This is a genomic window from Mycoplasmopsis californica (assembly GCF_000695835.1).
Taxonomy (GTDB): Bacteria; Bacillota_I; Bacilli_A; order Mycoplasmatales; family Metamycoplasmataceae; genus Mycoplasmopsis; species Mycoplasmopsis californica.
This window is the reverse complement of the sequence record NZ_CP007521.1, coordinates 341681-361450: the sequence shown is the minus strand read 5'-3', so window position 1 is coordinate 361450 and position 19770 is coordinate 341681. Positions and strand designations below refer to the sequence as shown.

Below are 19770 nucleotides of genomic sequence, written 5' to 3'. Positions count from 1 at the left end.
GAGTGCTAAAAATATTTTAGATACTTTCAATTATTTTCTTTTTTAATAAAAAAGGGGGATTTAACCCTTTATCACAATATTAACAATTTTATCTTGAACAAATATTTCCTTTAAAATTTGTTTTTCTTGAATTCAATTAGCTACTGCTTTTTTAGCTTCTGAAATTACAAATTCTTTATTATTTTTAGATTTTAAAATATCAATCTGAGCTCTAATTTTTCCATTGACTGTTATAGGATATGTGACACTATCGACTTCGAATGCACGCTCATCGATTGAGAAATCATAGAGATTTTTTAAATCGAAAAATCTTTTTGATAATTCTCACGAAAGATGAGGGATAAATGGCTCTAATATATTTAATAAAACGTAGAAAAATTCAGTATTTAATGTGTGTGAATTGATTTTTTCGTAAGCATTGTATGTTTCCATACATCAGGCAATAATTGTGTTGAATGCATATCCGCTACGACGATCATTAAACATTTCTTTTTGCTTTTTAAGTCCTGCATATAGCTTGCGACGAGCAAGTTTTTCATCAGCATTAAGTTTGGTTATATCTAAACTTTTAAAATCAAAATCAATATTTAAAGTTGATGCTTTTTCAATTAATTTATTAATAAATTTAAAACTGCCATCAATTCCTGAACTTGATCATTCCAATTCTTTTTCCGGCGGAGCGGCAAAAAGAATAAACAAGCGTAGCGTGTCAGCATTATATTCTTCAATTGCTTCTACTGGGCTAACTATATTTCCTTTTGATTTAGACATTTTTGACCCGTCTTTTAATACCATTCCCTGGGTAATTAAGTTGGCAAATGGTTCGCGGAAATTTAAGTAGCCTAAATCAGCTAAAACCTTTGTGAAAAAGCGCGCATAAAGTAAGTGTAGGATTGCATGTTCAACCCCACCAATGTATTCATCAACTTGATTTCAATACTTAGTATGTTCAGGACTAAGAGCCATTTTCGAGCGCAAAACAGGAGGTACGCTGAAACGAAGGAAGTATCAACTAGATTCGAAAAAGGTATCAAATGTATCACTCTCGCGTCTAGCATAACCATCGCAAGAAGGGCATCTAACTTGCATTCATTCTTTGTTGGTTTCTAATGGATTGCCAAATCCAGCAAACTCAACATTTTTTGGAAGAGTTATAGGTAAATTTTCAATTTTTTCAGGTACAATTCCACATTTAGGGCAATGGACCATCGGGATTGGCGTCCCTCAATAACGCTGTCTCGAAATACCTCAATCACGCAAATTCATTTGTTCCGCCGGGAATAGCATTTCAGTGTTTATAGGGGAATTTTCAATGTGAGTGTTGATATTATTTTTTCTTGCATATTCAGCATGAGATTTAGACTTTTCAACATTAACTAAAATAACTCTATCAACTGCTCCAATGGAAGTGAAATCACTGATAAATACGGGATATTTTAATTCGTTAAATGTTGCTTGCGCACTGACATTTAACCTCAAACACAATTGTGATTTAAAATCCTTCGCAGCAGATTTTGCTTTAATTTTTTGAATAAGTGTGAGTTCATCATCACTGAATTTATTAGCTTTTATTAACTCTTGAACTAATGGGTGTGAAGCTGAAATAGCAATAAAATTAAATCCCTCTAGCTCGCTTCCATCTTTAATGAATACATTTAAATCAGTATATTTTGTGTCTTTATCCTGAATCTTGAAAACAGCTTTATATCCATTTACAAAATCAATTCAACGTTTTTGCATTGTCAAGACTTTTTCAGGTCAATGACCTCGCAATGAGGCCAAATCATTTTGAAGTTCCTCAGCGTATGATTTAATTTTTAGATAGTATTGATCCATTTCTTTTTGAATTACTGGCTCATCGCACCGTCAGCATAATCCATCAATAACTTGTTCATTTGCTAATACTGTTTGATCTTTTTCACATCAATTTAATGGCGATTTTTTTCGATAAACAAGACCTTTTTTATACATTTCAATAAAAAGAAATTGTTCTCATTTAGTATACTCAGGATCGCACGTAATAACTTCATATTCATCTCTTGCGAATGAAATACCCAGCCTTTTCAATTGCGGATTCATGTTAGCGATGTTTTCGTATGTTCAATCCTTGGGGTGGATTTTGTGCTTAATAGCTGCGTTTTCTGCCGGCAAGCCAAATGCATCTCAACCACCAGGATGTAACACATTAAAGCCAAGACGACGATAATACCTCGCCATTGCATCACTAATTAAATAATTACGGGCATGACCCATATGTATGTTTCCTGATGGATAGGGAAACATACTCAAAATGTATTTTTTAGGTAAATTTAAATTATTAGATGGCTTTGAATAGTCAGTATCATCTCAGTATTTTTGTCATTTTAGCTCAATATTTTTTTGATTATATTCAAATTTTGACATGAAAACCTCCGAAAATTAATAAATTATTTTTGCGTTTTGTGCCAATGTAAATAAATTAGCCTTAGCACCAATTCTCAAAATTAAAACAATTAGAACTGAGTTTATAGCGTAGTTAGAAATATTAAAAAGACCATAAACAACACTAGAACCTAGGTAATAATTAGGTATTCCGAAAAATAATCCTTTAAATTTTGAATCGTATTGAGCAGCTAGTGTTACAAAATTTGGTGATTTGATTGCTTTAAATAAATAAAAATAGGTTGGAGTTGCGAAAAACACATTAACCACAATCATAAAGACAGTTGCTAAAATGGTAGCGATAATTAAAGCGATCGGGTTAGCTATTAATTCAGCTTTAACCCTAGTAGAATGATGCTTTAAGCGAAAATGAACTGTAATTAACTTGTAAAACAATAAATAAAACAAAATAAACGTGGTTTGAGCCAATAGAAGAAGTGCGTGACCTAAAATTCCAATATCAGTGTAGCCCGCTGAAGAATAAGTGGGGCCTAAAATCATCAACGAAAAGACAACAATCATACCTCAACTAATGCCAATAAATCTAAATGCACTTAAAGTGAAAATTAATGATAAATTAAATTTCAAAAAAGAATTGAAAGGCAGAAATTTACCAAAAAAGTCACCAATGATTGATAAAGCTAAAAGTAGTCCTGTTAAAACTATTTTTTTAACAATTTGCGAGCTTCAATACATTATTTTGTACCAAATATCCTATCACCGGCGTCACCAAGGCCTGGAACAATATACTTTTTGCTGTTCAAAACAGGATCAAGTGATGCTAAAAATATATTAAAGTTAGGGCCAAAATTATTCATCACATTTTGCACACCTTCTTTAACTCCGACTAAACATACGAGTTGAATATTATTAAATCCATCGTTTTTAAGTTTTTTAATAGCATCAACAGCGGATCCGCCAGTAGCTAACATCGGATCGACTACTAAAATGTAGCTATCTTTTGGCACTTCAGGCATTTTATAAAAATATGTTTCAGGTTCATGTGTATCAGCATCACGATATAAACCAATATGACCCACACGAGCATTCGGAATTAATTTCAGTAACCCTTCTGTCATACCTAGTCCCGCTCTCAAAATTGGGACGATTACAATTTCTTTGTCGTAAGTCGCTCCAACATATTCATCATTTAATGGAGTTAAAATAGTTTTGTTTTTTACCTTATAATCTCGCATTATTTCATAGACCATTAATGATGCAATTTCATTCAAATTTTGACGAAAAACTTGGTGATCGGCATTTTTATCACGCATTGCGGTTAGTTTTATTGAAATTAATGGATGTTCAATTACCTTAAGCATTAATCCTCCAATATTAAATATATATTTATAATACCATAATTAAATTTAATACTTAATTATTAATATAAGTTATGATTCATTATCTTATTGTCAGCAGTTAAATTAAGGGTTTTTATTAAAAAAAACACAAAAACTCAGTCTTATATACTGAGTTTTTTGCATTTTTTATTTTTAAACGTCCCCACTCTCGAAATCACAAGACTAGTTAATATAGTAACAAGAATAACCGTTGAAAAAGAAATAAACATACGCCAAAAAACTGAAAGAGGCGTTAAAGAAAGTACGATTACTAAACTATATAAGACGGGAATAGTTATCACAAAATTCATACCTTTTAACCTAATAACATTAAAGTAAACAAGTAAAATAGCCCCGCAAATAGAAATAATTGTTATCCCTAGCGGAATTCACAAAATAAAGTGAAAATTGAAAATTGTTTGATTTTGGAAATCGGGGGTGGCAAAATACCACAATATTGTTAAAGGTAACACTTGTATTATAGCTATATAAAATAGAGCAACTAAGGATCAGTAGCGATTACTCATAATTTGCTCTTAATTTATTTAGCATCATAACAAAATCATCCAATGATACTGTATGCGTGTCAGTTTCGCCATATTTACGGTATGAAATTGTTTTAGTTTTAGATTCGTTTTCGCCTAAAATTATCTGGTATTTAGATTTTGATATTTGTGCTTCGCGTATTTTTTTGTTCAATCTTTCATCACGATCATCAAGTTTTACTCTAAAATTATGTGACCATAATCCTTCGTAAATTTCTTTTGCGTATTCAAGATTGTCATTAAGATTGACCGGAATAATAGTAATTTGCTTTGGAGCCAATCAAAACGGTAATACACCTTTAGTTTGTTCTAAAAGAATGGCTACGAAACGTTCATAAGTTCCAATCAAACCTCTATGAATCATAACAGGGCGAGCCTCATTCCCGGTTGAATCTGTGTATTTTAAATCAAATTTCATTGGTTGCAAGAAATCTAATTGAATGGTTGCGACAGTAACCTCGTGACCCAAGGCAGTGTGAATTTGGACATCCATTTTTGGACCATAAAATGCAGCTTCTCCAGGCATTTCCTGGTATTGAACATTCATTGAATCAAGAGCATCTTTCAACATTTTTTCGCTCTTAATTCACATGTTCTCGTCATTAAAATATTTTTGTGTGTCTTTTGGATCGCGAAGCGAAAGTGAAATGTAAGAAATTTGAATGTTAAATATTTTTAATGTTTCACTTATTTGATTGTACATGCGAACAATTTCATCAAAAATTTGGTCTTCGCGTACATATAAATGCCCTTCGGTTAATAACATTCCTCTAACACGTTCAAGTCCGGTTAAAGCTCCTGATTTTTCATAGCGATATAACTGAGATTGCTCTGAATAACGAATCGGCAAATCACGATACGAACGTTTTTCCAAACCAAAGCATATATTGTGGTGCGGGCAAGTCATTGGCCGAGGAATTAAACGTTCTTTCTCAACGACAATTGGAGCAAACATATCATCTTTATAGTGTGCTAAATGACCGGAAATTTTGTAAAGCTCTTCATTACCGAAATGGGGAGTTAAAACCTCTGTAAAACCATATTTTCTATCCATTTTCAGTACTAAATTGCGGATTTCATTATGGATATACATACCGTCTTCTAATCAAATCGGCAATCCTTGCCCAGTCAATTGATGCATTGAAAATATTTTTAAATCTTTACCAATTTTGCGATGGTCCCGCTCTTTTCGATCTTGTAATATAGCTAAATAATTATCTAATTCTTCTTTGGTTTCTCAAGCAGTTCCATAAATACGTGTCAGCTGAATGTTATCTGAATTGCCTCGTCAGTATGCCCCGGCTAATGATAGCAATTTAAAATTTTTAATTTTTTTTGTACTTTCAACATGACCGCCAGCGCAAAGATCTTTAAAAACAATTTCCTTGTTCAAGGGATCCTGCAAGGCGTAAAAAGTAATTGTTTCACCACGTTCTTTTAATTCGTCATAAAGCTCTTTTTTGTATGGTTTATCTGTAAAATCATACTCATCTTCACTAATTTGCACTGTAATAAGATTACGACTAGCTAATTTTTTCATTAGTCTTTCAATTTTGGCTATTTCACTATCACTAATCACTTCAGCGAATTCAAAATCATAGTAAAACCCTTCTTGAGTGGCTGGTCCAAATCCTAATTTAACTTGAGGATATAATAGTTCTACAGCGGCGCCTAGTAAGTGCGAACAGGTGTGATTTAATTTTTTATCAACTTGTATTTTCATATGATTCCTTTTATTTAAAAACCCATTTTTTTAGCCAAATCACTCACAATTGGAGCGCAAATTAATTTAGCATTTTTGCGGCCTTGGGCGGTAATTTGGTCTATATTTTGAGTAGCGTTTTGATAATTTGATTGAATTTTAATTAATGTTTGCTTAACGCTTTCGGCAACTGCACTTTTAAATTCTGCATAATTAGCTTCCTTGAAAACATCAGCAGCTTTTTCAAGCGAAATATCATTTAGAGCGGCGTAAATATTTAATAAATTCAAAACGCCAGGCTTATTTTCGGAAATGTAAACTTTATTCTCTGAATCGGTAACTGCTTTCATAATTTTTTTGTAAGCAACCTCAGGGTCATCCAATAAGTAAATCGTCCCTTTTGAGCTTTTATCACTTTTTGACATTTTCACTTTTGGGTCACTTAGCGATTTGATTCTGGCGCCAACCGGCGGAATAACACCTAAAGGCAACTTAAATTTTGTTTTGTATCGTTTATTAAGACGTTGAGCAATTGTGCGCGTCAATTCCAGATGCTGTGTTTGGTCCTCGCCGATTGGCACAACATCAGCGTTATAAATTAAAATATCAGCAGCCATTAATATTGGATACATTAAAAGACCTACTGGTATTTTTTCAGTTCCGTTTTCTTGTTTTTCAATATTTTTTGCTTTGTCCTTAAACTGTGTCATACGTTGAAGCTCGCCTAACGAAACTTCGCTAGTCATCAATCATTGAGCATATGTATGTTCATACAGTTCCGATTGATAAAATATATTTGCTTTTTTCGGGTCTAAACCGCAAGCTAAATACATCGCCACAGTTTCGCGACGCGCTTTTAAATTTGCGACCGCATCAACAAAACCAGTAGTCAATCCGTGTAAATCCGCTACAAAAAAGTAAGCATCGTATTGATCTTGCATTTTGACAAAATGTTTCAAAGCGCCGATGTAATTACCTAATGTTAGCTCGCCAGTCGGTTTAATTCCGCTAATCAATCTTGGTTTTAGCATTTAACACTCCTATTAATTTATAATTTTAAATTATAATACAAAAAGACAATATTGATATAATACAAACATGACTAAAAAAGATAAATTTAATTTGGTATTATTAACAATTTTTACTCTTGGATTTTGTTGGTTGCATTGGTATTTGCGAAATAAAAAACGTAAAAATATAATTTTAGGTAAAAAAGATTTAAATATTAGCGATGCTAAAAGCGATGAGCTTATTTCATTATTAGGTGGTGTTGATAATATTATCAGTTTGAGTGCTAAAGGTTCAAAATTAATCGTAGAAGTAAGCGATAAAAATATTGTTAACGTAAACCAAATTAAATCTAAAAAAATAGCTTCTGGCATTATGATTTCAACAAGTAAAATAACCTTAATAATGGGCGAACAAGCTCACTCATATGCTCAAAAATTCAATAAATAATCCAGTATTTTACACACAAAATACTGGATTTTAAAAATTAGCCCTCGGGCTAATTATTTGTCTTGAATTGCCTCAATAGCTGGTAATGAACGTTCAAGTAAATATTCTTGACTAGCTCCTCCACCGGTTGAAACGTGATTAATTTTGTCTTTGAAGTTGAATTTTTCGCTCGCCGCAATTGTGTCTCCGCCACCAATAATGGTGTAGGCTCCTGAACTTACCATTGCAAGACCGATTTCCCTAGTCCCAGCTTCACCAAATGGCAACTCAAACACTCCTAAAGGACCATTTCAATATACGAGTTTAGCAGTCGCTAAATGTTTTTTGTATAGATCAATTGTTTTTGGCCCAATATCGATACCCATTTTTCCTTTTTCAACATTTTGATCTTTTGAGTATGAAGGTTGAGTGGCATCGAAATTTTCAACCATAGCGTTATCAAGCGGGATGATAAATTCTGCTTTTGATGTCGCCATTAACTCTTTGGCAAATTCAATATGTTCGTCTTCCACAAGCGATTTAGCAATTTCAAATCCTTTGGCTTTTAAAAATGTATAAGCCATCGCACCACCAATTAGTATTTTGTCTGCTTTTTGGCTTAATTTTGTTAGGTATGAAATTTTATCTTTAACTTTTGCTCCACCAACAATTGCAACAAACGGATGAATATCGCCAGCAAAAGCAGTGTCAAAAGCATTTAGCTCTTTCTCAACTAATAACCCAACGGCACTTTCGTTTACACGTGAACTAATTCCAACATTCGATGCGTGCGAACGGTGTGCTGTTGCAAAAGCATCATTAATAAATATATCTGCTAGTGAGACTCATTTTTCTCCTAGTCAACTAGCATTTTTGCTTTCCGCTTTTTCGTTTAAGTCTTCGTAGCGAGTATTTTCAACAAGTAACACTTCTCCATTTTTTAAATTATCGACAGCTTCAACTAGTGTTTGGTCGCTAGTTTGTGGCGCAAAATAAACTTTGTGCCCTAATAACCTTGCAAGCTCAATCGCTACAGGTTTTAGTGATTTTTTTGCTTTATCTTCCTCAGTTTTTATTCTTCCTAGGTGTGATAATAAGATTATTTTTGCGTTATTTTCAATTGCGTATTTAATAGTTGGCAAGGCCGCTATAATTCTTTCATTTGATTGAATAATACCATCTTTAATCGGTACATTAAAGTCAACTCTAATAACGACTTTTTTATCGTTTAAATTGATATCTTTAATTGTTTTTTTCATAATTAATCCTTACTTATATATCTTGTATTTTTATTATATTAAATTCAAAGATGTTGAAATTTTAATGCAAACTTTTCTGTGTAATCATTTACACAGAAAATATTAAAAAGTTGAATAGCACACTATTCAACTGCAATAACTTCTAAAAATGTATCTAAATCCAGAGTAGCATTACCAATCAAAAAACCGTTTATTTCTTCAATTTTTGCTAATTCTTTAATATTTTTAGCATTTACCGAACCGCCATAAATAATTCTTGTATCAGGAGTGGTTATTGAGCGAATGTATTCAGCCATTTCCTTCAAAAACTCAGGTGAAGCACTATGTCCTGTACCCATCGCCCAGATTGGTTCGTAACTAATTATCACTCTATGAAAATCTAGACCTTTTGAAGAATCCATAATTTTCTTATGAACAACCTCTTTCGAGCGTCCTTGTTGATATTCTTCTAGTGTTTCTCCAAAACAAATAAGTGGTGTTATGCCATATTCAAGTGCAATTCGAGCTTTAGCATTGACATCTGCACAAGTCTCATAGTGATACTTACGGCGCTCAGAATGTCCAACAATTACATATTTAATATCAAATTCACTTAACATTTCTGCTGAAACATCTCCTGTATATGGGCCAGCGTGAAATGCCGAAACATCTTGGGCAACTAAAAGAAGTCTTTTTTCATTATTAAAAGCTACGTGAGACGCTAAATTAATTGGGGGCATAGCAATTCCAAATTGGTTTGAATATACGGCGTCGCGGTACTCGCGATCATTTTTTATTTTTTTTGTGAATTTTTTGTTAAATTCAGTCAATCACTGCGCACTTTCATCAAATGTTTTATTCATTTTTCAATTAGCAATAACAATTTTATTCATATTACTCCTTATGAACTTATTTTAATAAATTATTAAATTCATTTTCATTCAAAATTTGAATATTTAAACTTTTAGCCTTATCTAATTTGCTACCGGCGTGTTCGCCCGCTAATAAATAGCTTGTTTTTTTAGAAACGCTTGAACTAACATTGCCCCCGTTCGCTTCAATGATGGCAACAAAATGCTCACGTGCATAAGATAGTGTCCCAGTAATTACAAACGTTTTACCAGCAAAAATATTTGATTTTGTTGCATTTGCATTTATATAATTTAAATTAATGTCTAAAAACTTCATTAATTGAACATTATTTTCATCACTCATATAGTCTAATATACTGTTAACTGTTTTTGGTCCTATATTATCAATATTTTTCAATAAATCCAACTCACGATCATTAATCAAATCAGCGAATGAAGAGTATTTTTGTGCAATTAAAATTGCAGCACGGGATCCTAAATGATTTAGTCCTAATGCAAAAAGAACTTTCGCAAAAGATACATTTTTACTTTTCTTAATGTTTATTAATAATTTCTGAGCTCTTAGCAAGCCAAAATTAACATTTCCTTTTAACTTAATGTTGCTTAACTCTTGAATTTTTGTTTCTAAGCTGTATAAATCTTCAATTTTCTCAATAATTTTTGCACGATATAAGCTCCGAACAAGTTCAAGACCCATACCAACAATATTCATTGCTTTACGTGACGCAAAATGATAAATTTTATTTACTTGTTTTTCTTCACAATTTTGGTTTGTGCAAAACTGGTCCACTATTCCTTCATATTCAACTAATTGGCTTAAACACGAGGGACAAGATAATACTTTTTTGAATGTATTTTCAGTGTTTTTGTGTGTTAAAGCAATAATTTTAGGAATTATTTCACCGGCTTTAATGATTGCTATCTCATCTCCTACATTGATTTTAAGTTCCTCAATAAAATTGTAGTTGTGTAAGGTTGCTCTGGTTACTAGCGTTTGGTTTAATTCAACCGGATCAATATCGGCAATGTAAGTGACTTTCCCAGTGCGCCCAACAGAAACTGCAATATTTTTTATAATACTACTTGCTTGCTCAACATCATATTTAAAAGCGACTGAATGTTTTGGGAATTTAGCAGTTTTACCCAATCTTTCTCAATATTTTAAGTTATTTAACTTAATTACTAATCCATCAACATCATAATTAAATTTATTCTTTATTTCAGCAAAATCCTCAATTTTATCAGGCAATTCCTCTGAATCGACAATTTGCATATATGGGTTTATTGGGATATTTATTTTTTTCAAAAAAGCAAGAACTTCTTTTTGAGTATTTAAATCATGTTTAAGTGGCTCCACTATTTCATAAATATAACAGCTTAAGCTACGTTGTTTTACAACTTCCGAATCTTTTTGACGTAGTGTGCCGCTAGCCGCGTTGCGTGGATTAGAAGGGATTTTTTTACCTTCCTGTGACATTTGTGTTTTTAACGTGTTGAATTGGTTTTTACTCATAAACACTTCGCCACGCACTTCTATATCGTTGCTGTAATCGATTATATGAGGTATGTCTTTAATTTGAAAAACATTGTCAGTAACATCTTCTCCTTCAACTCCATCTCCACGAGTAAGCGCTTTTGCTAAATAACCATTTTGATAGTGCAAGGCGATTGAAAGTCCATCGATTTTAGGTTCTAAACTAAATTGAATTTCTTCAGTCGGTACAACTTGCTCAATGTTGGAGATAAATTTTTCAACATCATCATAACTATAAGCTTTGCCAAGCGAAAGCATTGGTTGCATGTGTTTAACTTTGGTGAATTTTGAAAGATAAGCATTATAGTTTGCTCCAACCTTTTTGGTTGGTGAATTTGGGTGGATAAACTGAGGAAACTCTTTTTCTAGTCTTTCTAATTCAAGCAGTGCTTTATCATATTCTAAGTCACTCACTGTTGGTTCATTAAGTATGAAATACTCATAATTTCACTGATTTATTAAGTTAGTCAATTCACTAATTTTTTGCTTCATTCACCCTCCAAAATACATATTTTTATTATATTATGTTGTGTATTTTTGCTCAACAAATGGCTTAAATTTTACGATATAACCACACTTAAATAAAAAGCTCAATTATGTGAGCTTAGTATTTGGCAAAACTTGTTAAATTATATAAATAAGTTAATTCTAACATATCTTTTTTTATTAATACAGTTAAAACTAATAGCCCGATTAGCACAATGCTAACAATTAAATCTCTTCAAGTAGGAATTAATAAACGATAACGAGTACGTTTAGAATATGGATCATAACCCCTTGTCTCCATTGCGTTTGATAAGTCCTCAGCTTTGGCAAAAGATGTTGAAAATAAGGGAATTATTAGCGTTGTAAAAGCTTTTGCTTTGTCTTTAATCTTGCCATTAACAAAATCAACACCACGCGATGCCTGGGCTTTAATTATTCTTTTAGCTTCGATTAATAAAGTCGGGATAAAGCGTAAAGCTACAGAAATAATCATTGCAATAATGTGTGTAGGAATGAATAATAGTTTCAAAGGCAACATTAAATCTTCAATTGCTTTTGTCAATAAAATCGGTTTTGTTGTTGTCACGAATAAATTCGTTGACATAATCATTATGTAAATTCTAAATACTAGCGATAGTGTGCGAGCAATAACACCATAACTTAAAGCGTACGTTGAAGAACCAAAAATATAAAGAAATGGCTTATAATCAGTTTCCGGAGTATTTTTCATCGTGTAAATATTGACGAAAAATACAAAAAATCCTACAAGCAGTGGCATTTTTAAAAGTTTAAAAACGCTTTTAATGTTTTTAGTCCCCAGCAGGTGTAAAATCAGTAAAGGTATAAATAATATTGCTAGTGTTGCAAAATGAAGAGATAAAAAAGTCATTACAATATAAACAATATTAGCAACTAATTTTACTCGTGGATCAAGCCTATGCACAAATGTATCATCATAAATGTAACTTCCAACCGGAGTAGAATTCATTATTTAACCCCCTTTTTAGCGATATATTCACTCAAAAATGCAGCCAATTCATCAAGGGATTTAGTTGGTGGAACTTTAATGCCTTTATTTTCAAGTTCGCTTACAAATTCAAGTAATCTAGGTGCTTCTAAATTATGCTGTTTTAAAAATTTTGTATCTTTTAAAACATCGTATGTCGGCCCATCTTTAACAATAGTGCCGCCATGCATCATTACAACACGTTCGCTAACTTGTAAAATGTTATCTAAATCATGAGTAACAATAACAACTGTTTTTCCCATTTTGTGTAATTTTGTAAAAATTGACAGAATTTCTTGCACGCCAACTGGATCTAAACCAGCGGTAGGTTCGTCAGCAACTATAACATCAGGTTCAATCGCTAAAATTCCAGCTAAGGCTACTCTACGTTTTTGACCTCCCGATAATCCGAATGGCGACTTATGCAAAAACGAATCATCAAGTCCGCAAAGGTTTAAATATTTCTTAGCTCGTTGTTTCGCTTCTTTTTTATCCACACCAAATGACATCGGTCCAAACATAATGTCTTTTTCAATTGTTTCTTCAAACAATTGATACTCAGCAAATTGAAATGCAATCGCAACACGAGAACGTATATCCTTTGATCTCCGCACTTTTTTCAATCTTTTTGTGTGTAATTTAACTGTTTTTGTGCCATCTGAGTGGTTACGCTGTGTGTATCAAGATGCTCGAAGTTGAATTCGGTCCTGATATTTATATCAAGTTTTTGATTTTCGATCAAAAGATTTGTTTTCAAAATCTCAAGTTATTGAGCCAGTACTTGGCAGTAATAAGGCATTTAAGTGTTCGATTAAAGTTGACTTACCGCAACCTGTTTGCCCAATTATCCCAACAAATTCACCTTGTTTGATGTTTAAGTTAGCGAATTTAACTGCCGTATACTCCATACGAGTTCCAGGAGCATAAGTGTGTGAAAGATTATTTATTTTTATTTGCATATTTGCTCCATCAATTCATTTAGTTCATAAGTAGGTTCAACACCTGCAATTTTTTCACTTAATTTATAAATAAATGGCGAATCTATTTTGGCGATTTTAATAACTTCTTTATTTCTTAATATATCCTTAGGTGACCCTTGTGCAATAATTTTTCCTTGCGAAAACACTAGGCAATAGTCAGCTAAAATAGCCTCGTCCATATCGTGAGTAATCGAAATTAAAGTTTTTTCTCTCTTTACCTGAATATCACGAATCAACTTTAATACTTGTCTTTTACCAACTGGATCTAACATAGAGGTTACTTCATCAAAAATAATTATTTGAGGATCGCGAGCTAATACAGAAGCAATCGCAACACGTTGCTTTTGGCCACCTGATAATAAATGGGGTTCACGTGTTAAGTGATGTTTCATTCCGACATTAGATACTAACTTATCAATAATAGGTTTCATTTCCTGGCGTGGAACACATTTATTCTCAAGACCAAAAGCGATATCATCTTCAACGCTAGCTCCTACAAACTGATTATCTGGGTTTTGAAAAATAATTCCAATTTGTGCCCTAATATTTCTCATTGTGCGTGATGATATTTCTGTTCCGTTAATTTCAATTGAACCACTTTTAGGTCTATAAAGAGCTACTAAAAGTTTTGAAAAAGTTGATTTACCAGAACCGTTATGACCCAAAATAGCCACATATTTACCGTCAGGTATTTCAAAACTAATCCCATCGATTGCATTTTTGTCCGCATCTGGATATTTAAAAACTAAATCTTTCACTTTAATCATAATGTCTAATTATAATACCAGTTCGATTTTAAAACACTAAAAAAAATAAAAAGCTAAATTTAGTTATTTATTCTTTTTATAAGTGGCTGAGTTTGAACAATGCAAGATTTTGATATATTGTTTCAGTATCAAAAAAGGGTAGATTATAATTCAATTATGTAATAAAAACAGATTTTTGCAATATTTTAAAAATCAAAAAACATAAATAAACCTTAAAAACGTGTATTTTGGGAAGGGATGATAACATGAACAAATTAGAAAAATTAATTGCCTCAATGCGAGGGTTAGTAATGGATGCGGTTAACAATGCTAAAAGTGGCCATTCAGGAATGGCGATTGGTTCTGCTGAAATTACAGCGACATTGTTTACTAAATATTTCAACTTTACAAATCTCAATCCAAAATGATTAAATAGAGACAAATTTATTTTGTCAGCAGGCCATGGTTCATTAACTATATATACAATCATGCATTTTATGGGGTTATTGGATCGCCAAGATATTGAGCAATTTCGAAAATATGGTTCTAGAACTAGTGGCCATCCTGAAATTGATCGTTTTCAATACATTGATGTGTCAACTGGCGCTTTAGGACAAGGAATTGCAAATGGTTTGGGGATGGCATTAGGTCGTGATTATTTAGCTAAACGCTTCAATAAACCTGATTACAACATTATTGACCACACTGTTTATGTTTTACACGGCGACGGGTGCTTACAAGAGGGAGTAGCTTTAGAAGCGATCCAGTTAGCTGGAACCCTGCAAGTTAGCAACTTTGTTCTGATACACGATTTTAACAAAATACAAATTGATACGCCTTACAATGAGGTGAATAATATTGATTTTAAAAAGTTTTTTGAGGCTCAAAAATTTAATGTTATCGAAATTGAAAGCGATCCCTATTTAATTGAGCAAGCACTTTTAAAAATAAAAGATTTAAAAGGGCCAACATACTTGCAAATACACACAAACATTGCAAAATATACTGATTATCAAGATTCATCAAAAGGGCATGCTGCTTTATTTACACCAGAACAAACAATAGCCACTAAAAAAGCTATGAGCCTAGATAGCTTTACCCCTTTTGAATATGATGATGACAACTATTCTTATGCTCAAAGTTTTTGAGAACAAAAAAATAAAAATTATCAAAATTGACTGAAAAATATTGATAAATATACTGAAAATTACCCAGAATTATCTTCTGAACTTCAATCTTTAATTAGCAACAATATTTCTTATGATTTAAGCAAAATTGAATTCTCAGCAAACGATTTATCAACTCGTGAATATAGCGGGCAAATTGTTAAATACTTAGAACGAAATTATTGATCAATAGTTGGTGGAAGTGCCGATTTGTTTTCATCGACTAAAATTGGATTTTCAAAATCTATTAGTGAAGGCGGCCAAGGTATTAAATATGGTATTCGTGAGCATGCCATGTGTGCAATCAATAATGGCATTAATTTAGCTACCAATTTAAAAACATTAGCTTCTACATTTTTAGCCTTTGCTGATTATTCAAAAGGCGCGATGCGTCTTGCTTCATTAATGGAATTACCAGTAATAAATGTGTATTCTCACGATACATACATGGTTGGCGAAGATGGCCCGACACATCAGCCCGTTGAACAATTAACTATGTTGCGCTCAACGCCAAATATGGTTGTTATTCGCCCCTGCGATCAATACGAAACTGAGGCAGCCTTTGCTTATGCACTAAATTCAAAACGTGAACAAATTTCAATTATAACATCACGCCAAAACTTAAAAACTTATACACAACCCCAAGATTTAACAAGTGTATTAAAGACACGTTTAATTATTGAATTAAATTCCGAATCTACTAAGTCAATTAACCTTTTGGCAAGTGGTTCAGAAGTTGAAATAGCTGTTAATGCGGCTAAAAAATTAAATGAAAAGCACAACTTGAATGTAAAAGTGTATTCTGTTCCAGTCTTACAATTTTTAGTTAATGACACCGAGGAAATTGCAAAAATTTCTAATCATTTTCAAACTCCTTTATTAGCGATTGAAGCAAGCAATGACACAATGTGATATAAAATTGCTGAATATACACGTTTTAGAGCCATTTTGGCCAAAAAATTCGGTTGCTCTGGTAAAGGTGAGCTAATATACCACGATAATGGGTTAACTGTTGAAAATATCATTGATGAAACAATTAAGATGCTTGAGTTGTAATGCTAAAATTACAAAAATTTTTGATGCTAAATTAAAATTTTATATTTTAAATTAGCCTCGTTTTTTGTATAATGTAAATTATCTATTTATATTTAATGAATTATCCTAATTAAGTCATTAGAGAAAGGTTGTATGAAGAAATTTTTTACCAATATCGGTTACAATTTATCTCGTTTTTGATATGGTCTTGGCCAGCGTTGGAAATCTTTTTGAGAAAATAAAGATGTAACAAAAAAGGTTATTTTAACACTTTCATTTTTAGCTTTATATGTAATTATGACTACAATCGGGTCTCCATTTGTTAAAATTAACAGCCCTGATACAGTTCAACAAGATACATTTTTTAATACATTGAACTTAATTGGGGGTGGTGGTTTAAGGAATTTTTCATTAGCTGCCTTAGGTATTTCTCCCTTTATTAACGCTTCCTTAATTATGTCATTGCTTCAAACTAGATTGTTTCCTGCGATACACAAATTAAGTCAATCTGGTCCGCAAGGTCGAAGAAAACTAAATGTTATTACTCGAGTTTTAACCCTAATCATCGCCTTTCCGCAAGCCATTCTATTGTCACAATCCCTAGGAGCGGGTGATAATCCATTTATAAAAATTATTCCTGTCTATGGACCTAATTCATTAGCACTGACAACATACTTGATTGTTCCATTAATCTTAATTGCGGGATCGTTGTTTTCATTGTTTATCGCCGAACAAATTACTGATCGCGGGATTGGAAATGGGACATCCTTAATTATTTTTGTAGGTATGGCATTTTCATTACCAAATCAATTTAGAAGTGCTATTACATATTTTGTAGGTAGCCACTCAAATTCGGCTATATTTATTGGTTCATTAAATTTTGCAGTATATTTATTCATTTTCTGCATAACTTTATTTGTTGTAGGTTTGATTTATAACTCAGAACGTCATATTCCAATCCAACAAACTGGGGCTGGACGCTCAAGAAATGTTAAAGATATGGGTAAATTACCAATTAAATTAAATCCTGGTGGGATTATGCCAATAATTTTCTCAACAATGGTTATTTCATTCCCGATTATGATTGCTCGAATTTTGCCAAATGGAAATGGTGCTAAAGCTTGAATTAATGAATATATGCAATTTACATCACCTCTTGGTTTGTCATTGCTAGTTATCATTACTTTCTTCTTTAGCTACTTAATGGGTATCCAGCAATCAAAAATTGATAAAATCAGTGAAGATTTTGCGAAAAATTCAACTTTTATCCCCGGAGTCCAACCTGGTGAACAAACCGAAGATTACTTATTCGCAATTGTTTTAAGATTATCAACATTTTCGGCATTTTATTTAGTGTTGCTAGCGTCATTTCAATATTTACAAATCTTAATTTTACATTGACCTCCTGCAATTTCTTTTGGCGGGACAAGTGTGATGATTTTAGTATCTGTGGCACTAGAAACAATTGCTCAATTTAAAGCGAGATTAAAAACAACTCGCTTCGCTAAACAAAAACAAATTACGCGTCAAGCCAGCGAACAAATCGCTTACGAAAATATGTATACAGAGTATGGTCCTGACAAAAAAGATACAAACAAAAACAAAAATGATGAGGGGTTATTATGATAAAAGATTCGCAGCCTAAATTAAATATGGTTTTCATGGGTCCTCCTGGTGTTGGTAAAGGCACTGTGGCTGGAATAATCGCCAAAGATTATGGATATATTCATTTATCAACAGGTAGCATATTTCGCGAAGAGATAGCTAGCCAAAGTGCACTGGGATTAAAAGTATCTGAAATTGTTAAATCAGGACAGTATGTACCAGATGAAATCACCAACGAAATAGTTAAAAATAAATTAATTGAATTAATCGGCGAGCAAAAAAGCGTTATATTAGACGGATATCCGCGCACAATTAATCAAGCTCAATTTCTAGATTCAATTGAAGGGTTTGAATATGCTGTTGTGTCATTGCACGCTGATGACGATTTAGTATTGAAGAGATTATCAGGACGTCGTTTTTGTCCACAGTGCAAAAGCGGATATCATATCGAATACATGCCATCAAAATTGGGTGATAAATGTGAAAAAGATGGAGCTCTTCTATTTACGAGAGCTGACGATTCGTTAGATTCAATTAGAGTTCGCCAAAAAATCTACCACGATTCAACTCAACCTCTTTTAGATTTTTACCAAGAAAACGGCCGGGTAATTTCAATCGACGCTAACGGAAACGCTAGTGATATAGCACTTGAAGTTTTAAACAAAATCAAAAAATAACCCTTAGCTATAGTTCAATAAGATATTTTATAGCACGTGTCTTGTTGAAACTGTTCTAATCGATTACCAAATCATAAAATTGGCGCCAAAAGGCGCTAATTTTTTCATCAAATATATTTAGTTAGTGAGCAAATTACTCAGCCACATTTTTGTTCCATTAAAACTACTAACGCTGACTTAAATGGTGAGTAAACATTTCTATTTTATTAATTTTGAATACAAAAATATGAAACAAGTGCAATATAGTTTGCTTTTTTTACAATAACAATGTTATTAACAAAAAAAGGAAAGTAAAAATAAAAAAATATTGAAGTTAACAATGTTGCTAATGCCATTGGCGACAACTACAACATTATCAATGTTATTCGCATCATGCAAAAATAAAAATCATGACACCAAACAAAACCAAGAACTACAAATAGCTAAAACAAATTATGAAACTACATTGACATCAGCTAATCAACTTAAAACTACACTTGAGACACAAATTGCATCAGCTCAAGAATCAGTGCCAAAATCGCCAACTAAACTAAACTACCAGTCCGCAAAAAATCAACTTGGAAATGCAATCCAAGCTGCATCAAAACAAAAAAGTGAAATTGATGATACAGAAGCAAAAAAACAAAAACAAGAATCTGAATTAAGCTCAGCAAAAGATAAAAGCCTTAAAACTCTTGATAATGCTATAAAAGAGGCCGAGCCAAAAGAAAAAGAACAATTAGAAAAATTTAAAAATAAATTGACCCCAATAGATAGCGAACATGACTCAAGTGGCTACATTGTCTTTAAATTTAAAACATCTAAAACAATTTATAACAAAATAAAAGATAATATCCTTACAATGAAATTCAAAATAATAGGGGTTCAATGTCATATGTATAGTGATACCACAACTTCGGCTGAATATAGTAATGGTAATTCTAAAATTTATGCTAATTTATGCACAATTTATAAAGCATAATTAAAAATAACGAACACCT

At 32.4% G+C, this 19770-nt stretch carries 16 protein-coding genes; 5 read left to right on the top strand and 11 right to left on the bottom strand.

Annotated features, from left to right (window positions below):
- Positions 1-60: 60 nt before the first annotated feature.
- From MCFN_RS01470 to trpS, 5 genes are all read right to left on the bottom strand, one after another.
- Positions 61-2403 (bottom strand): class I tRNA ligase family protein, encoded by a 2343-nt coding sequence (locus MCFN_RS01470; protein ID WP_038561530.1) that lies wholly within the window; start codon positions 2401-2403, stop codon positions 61-63.
- A gap of 15 nt (positions 2404-2418) precedes the next feature.
- Entirely contained in the window at positions 2419-3117 is a 699-nt protein-coding gene (locus tag MCFN_RS01465; protein WP_038561527.1) for an MPN527 family putative ECF transporter permease subunit, read from the bottom strand.
- Complete coding sequence (gene upp, locus MCFN_RS01460; protein WP_038561524.1) at positions 3117-3743, bottom strand: uracil phosphoribosyltransferase; 627 nt, start codon at positions 3741-3743, stop codon at positions 3117-3119. The genes MCFN_RS01465 and upp overlap by 1 nt, the downstream gene beginning before the upstream one ends.
- A 537-nt stretch (positions 3744-4280) precedes the next feature.
- Positions 4281-6029 carry a threonine--tRNA ligase gene (gene thrS, locus MCFN_RS01455; protein WP_038561521.1) on the bottom strand — a complete coding sequence of 583 codons (1749 nt, stop codon included), beginning with the start codon at positions 6027-6029 and terminating at the stop codon, positions 4281-4283.
- Positions 6030-6043: 14 nt separating this feature from the next.
- Positions 6044-7039, bottom strand: a complete 996-nt coding sequence (gene trpS / locus MCFN_RS01450; RefSeq protein WP_038561518.1) for a tryptophan--tRNA ligase — start codon at positions 7037-7039, stop codon at positions 6044-6046.
- Positions 7040-7106: 67 nt separating this feature from the next.
- Here trpS and MCFN_RS01445 point away from each other — a divergent pair, with 67 nt between their 5' ends.
- Positions 7107-7466 (top strand): PTS transporter subunit EIIB, encoded by a 360-nt coding sequence (locus MCFN_RS01445; protein WP_038561515.1) that lies wholly within the window; start codon positions 7107-7109, stop codon positions 7464-7466.
- A 53-nt stretch (positions 7467-7519) separates the two neighbouring features.
- On the opposite strand, the gene MCFN_RS01440 is transcribed toward MCFN_RS01445, so the two are convergent.
- The 6 genes from MCFN_RS01440 to MCFN_RS01415 form a co-directional block, all read right to left on the bottom strand.
- Complete coding sequence (locus MCFN_RS01440) at positions 7520-8704, bottom strand: phosphoglycerate kinase (RefSeq protein WP_081817277.1); 1185 nt, start codon at positions 8702-8704, stop codon at positions 7520-7522.
- A 122-nt stretch (positions 8705-8826) separates the two neighbouring features.
- Complete coding sequence (tpiA, locus tag MCFN_RS01435; RefSeq protein ID WP_038561509.1) at positions 8827-9576, bottom strand: triose-phosphate isomerase; 750 nt, start codon at positions 9574-9576, stop codon at positions 8827-8829.
- 16 nt (positions 9577-9592) lie between these two features.
- Positions 9593-11581, bottom strand: a complete 1989-nt coding sequence (ligA, locus tag MCFN_RS01430) for an NAD-dependent DNA ligase LigA (RefSeq protein WP_038561507.1) — start codon at positions 11579-11581, stop codon at positions 9593-9595.
- A gap of 112 nt (positions 11582-11693) precedes the next feature.
- Positions 11694-12563 (bottom strand): energy-coupling factor transporter transmembrane component T family protein, encoded by an 870-nt coding sequence (locus tag MCFN_RS01425; protein WP_038561503.1) that lies wholly within the window; start codon positions 12561-12563, stop codon positions 11694-11696.
- Positions 12563-13540: an energy-coupling factor transporter ATPase gene (locus MCFN_RS01420; RefSeq protein WP_038561500.1), complete on the bottom strand. Its 978-nt coding sequence runs from the start codon at positions 13538-13540 to the stop codon at positions 12563-12565. The genes MCFN_RS01425 and MCFN_RS01420 overlap by 1 nt, the downstream gene beginning before the upstream one ends.
- On the bottom strand, positions 13531-14328 hold the full coding sequence (locus MCFN_RS01415; protein ID WP_038561497.1) for an energy-coupling factor transporter ATPase: 798 nt from the start codon (positions 14326-14328) through the stop codon (positions 13531-13533). The genes MCFN_RS01420 and MCFN_RS01415 overlap by 10 nt, the downstream gene beginning before the upstream one ends.
- Before the next feature lie 245 nt (positions 14329-14573).
- On the opposite strand from MCFN_RS01415, the gene MCFN_RS01410 reads away from it, so the two are divergent.
- From MCFN_RS01410 to MCFN_RS01395, 4 genes are all read left to right on the top strand, one after another.
- Positions 14574-16529: a transketolase-like TK C-terminal-containing protein gene (locus MCFN_RS01410; protein ID WP_038561494.1), complete on the top strand. Its 1956-nt coding sequence runs from the start codon at positions 14574-14576 to the stop codon at positions 16527-16529.
- 132 nt (positions 16530-16661) lie between these two features.
- Positions 16662-18137 (top strand): preprotein translocase subunit SecY, encoded by a 1476-nt coding sequence (gene secY / locus MCFN_RS01405; RefSeq protein ID WP_051604556.1) that lies wholly within the window; start codon positions 16662-16664, stop codon positions 18135-18137.
- A complete protein-coding gene (locus MCFN_RS01400; protein ID WP_038561492.1) occupies positions 18131-18790 on the top strand; it encodes an adenylate kinase family protein in 660 nt (219 codons plus the stop codon). The genes secY and MCFN_RS01400 overlap by 7 nt, the downstream gene beginning before the upstream one ends.
- Positions 18791-19109: 319 nt before the next feature.
- The gene (locus tag MCFN_RS01395; protein WP_038561490.1) at positions 19110-19751 is read left to right on the top strand and encodes a hypothetical protein; all 642 of its coding nucleotides are present in this window, start codon (positions 19110-19112) and stop codon (positions 19749-19751) included.
- Positions 19752-19770: the final 19 nt, after the last annotated feature.